This is a genomic window from Agathobacter ruminis, from assembly GCF_002735305.1.
Taxonomy (GTDB): domain Bacteria; phylum Bacillota; class Clostridia; order Lachnospirales; family Lachnospiraceae; genus Roseburia; species Roseburia ruminis.
In genome coordinates this window covers 1-2,567 of record NZ_PDYG01000118.1, presented here as the reverse complement: position 1 = coordinate 2,567, position 2,567 = coordinate 1, and the positions used below count along the sequence as shown (strand labels likewise).

The window sequence follows — 2,567 nt, the reverse complement described above, 5'->3', positions numbered from 1 at the left end:
TGTTTGCGTGGAAAAGACAGTGCGGAAGAAGTGCAAATAGTTGAAAGAACAACCTCAATCAAAGAAGCTGTGCGCGGCTTTGCAGAGAATCTTGCTTCCGAAATGCCGTGTGTGAGGCATGGCAGAGGGTAGCGGAGCTGGAGGCGGCGGAATGCACAGGAGGGGGCGCGGAAGGGATGCGAGGAGAGGCGCGAGATGTAGAAAAGAGGGGTGTGGGGATAAATGCTGAGGGAGGAAAACGAGAGTCAGATGATGAGACGTAGAAGATATGAATCAGGATGCAAAAAGTCCATTGAATTTCCGCCGAATCTATTATATTATAATGGTAACAGTACCCGACACGCCTCTTAACAATGCGGACCACGTCGGGTCATTTTAATTTAGGGAGTTTTTTATGTTAAAGCAACTTCAACCATCTATGTCTATAGATGATCAAATCAAAAATTTAAAATCCATTGGTCTATCAATCCCTGATGAAGAATATGCTCGCCGTTTTCTAAATGATGTTTCCTATTATCGACTAATTAAGGGATTCAGCATTGGATTAAAAGAAAAAAATGGCAATTATCATGATGGAGTTTCTTTTGAGCAGATTGTATCGTTATATCTTTTTAATGCAAAACTACGTCAGTTATTGTTTTCCAAAATCGAAATAATTGAAATCAATCTCCGGACACGATTATCTAATCATATGTGTGAAAACTATGGCGTTCTAGGCTATAAAAATCCATCTATTATGCCAAGCGAAGAGTATCATGCTTCTCTGATGAATGATGTTAATCGAGAAATAAAGCGAAATTCCCGTTCTCCTTTTATAAGGAATTTCAAGGACAACTATGAAAATGGCGATATTCCATTTTATGCTTTGGCTGAAACTTTAAGTTTTGGCAGGCTATCTCGCCTTTACAAAAACCTAAATACAGACGACAAAGCAACCATAGCCAATTTATATAATCTCAAATACTCTTATTTAGAGAGTTGGATTGAGACAATTGCTTATGTTCGAAATCTCTGTGCCCACTATGGCAGATTATATAATGTTAAACTTACCAAAACACCGAAGCTTTACAAATCTGACCGTCTTGCAAATATTGGTAATCAACGTATATTTGGCGTTATATGCTGCATGAAGTATCTAATTTCTGACAAAAGAGAATGGAATGAATTTGTTGAAAATTTAGATACTCTCGTTTCCAAATATCCATATGTGAACATTCATCTTATGGGATTTACAGAGAACTGGAAATCTCATTTACTTTATGAATTAGAGGAAGATGTCGAGAACTAACTCTCGCATCTTCTTTTTTATACCCATAACCAACGCAAAAAAATAGCTACTCATGCCATATTCACCTTTTTGTCCATGTGTTTCTTTCTAACCAACAATATAATGCATACCACTGCGCCTAAAAATCCGATTAAAGCAATCCCTATCGGAATCAAATCGCTAAAATGCTTTCTATACGGCACCGCACCATTCAAGTTCGGTTCAATCGCAGATTCATCAAATACCTGATTCATTTGTTGAAAGAATTCATCCACCTGATAAAAATGATTCGACTGAATGCCATCGTACGCTTCTGACATTCGCGGCATAATATATTCAGTTTCTGAGGTTACGATATATACCAGCTGCATATGATACATATTTGCATAGGTAAAACGAATCTGTTCAATCTGCCCTTCCAATGTTGTTTCAGAAATCAGTTTTTCGAGTGAATCATAGGTAATTGTATCACTTGGAGTTTCGTTATATAATCCTAATTCCGCAAAAACCAGTGTTCCATTTTCCGGGATTAGCACCAAAGATGCCGGTGTTCCATCCTCCATTTCACACGGGATTTTGACACTATAATCTTCGTCCATCAAGCTTTGGAAATTCGACTTCTCTTTATACTTAGTGATAATCAGATTTGCCAAATCATATTCAATATAGGCATTTTGAAGGTCATAATTTTTTATTTTCGTATGGCGCTCATCTACTTCAGATACAAAAGTCGACTCACCCTCATTTTGGATTTTGATTTCATTTTTTACAATTGTTTCGAATTCAGCGATTGAAATTCCTGTTGCATCCTCAATCGTATCATATGGCAATTCAGCCGCCTTCACACCGTCTCGCACCCCGAACACCGTCAGCAAAACTGTCAGCATCACCACTGTCATTGCATAGCGCACTAGTCTACTTTTTCTCCATGTTAAAGACCGTTCCATCATATTTCCTTCCTCCATACCCATTTACAACTTGACTGTATCTCAGTATCTTTTCACTACCCGATTCCAACGGATCATAAATCCACAAATAATTAACTGGCGATATTTCACATATTTACCATAAATATTGTAACAGTCTTTATTCAATAAGACCATGCTTAATTCCCCTATTCAGCACTTTTTTCAGTTCTTCGCCTTGCCACGCCCAGTACTTCTCCTCGCCTCCTCCAGCTCCGCCGCCCTCTGCCATGCCTCACACGATAGGCGCGGAAGCTTAGATTCTCCAAAGCCGCACAAGCTTCAAGAGGTTGTACTTTCACCGATTTTGCACTTCGACAAACTGTCTTTTCGTC

The 2,567-nt window shown here is 38.8% G+C and carries 2 protein-coding genes; one reads left to right on the top strand and one right to left on the bottom strand.

Annotated elements, in window-relative coordinates:
- The first annotated feature begins 394 nt into the window (after positions 1-394).
- Positions 395-1,288 carry an Abi family protein gene (locus CSX02_RS11140; protein ID WP_099386733.1) on the top strand — a complete coding sequence of 298 codons (894 nt, stop codon included), beginning with the start codon at positions 395-397 and terminating at the stop codon, positions 1,286-1,288.
- A 50-nt stretch (positions 1,289-1,338) separates the two neighbouring features.
- On the opposite strand, the gene CSX02_RS11135 is transcribed toward CSX02_RS11140, so the two are convergent.
- The gene (locus CSX02_RS11135; RefSeq protein ID WP_189281549.1) at positions 1,339-2,238 is read right to left on the bottom strand and encodes a hypothetical protein; all 900 of its coding nucleotides are present in this window, start codon (positions 2,236-2,238) and stop codon (positions 1,339-1,341) included.
- Between the last annotated feature and the right edge of the window lie 329 nt (positions 2,239-2,567).

Excerpts from the sequence above, each read along its gene's own strand:
- CSX02_RS11140 (WP_099386733.1), top strand. The coding sequence starts at position 395 with ATGTTAAAGCAACTTCAACCATCTATGTCTATAGATGATCAAATCAAA.
- CSX02_RS11135 (WP_189281549.1), bottom strand. The coding sequence starts at position 2,238 with ATGGGTATGGAGGAAGGAAATATGATGGAACGGTCTTTAACATGGAGA.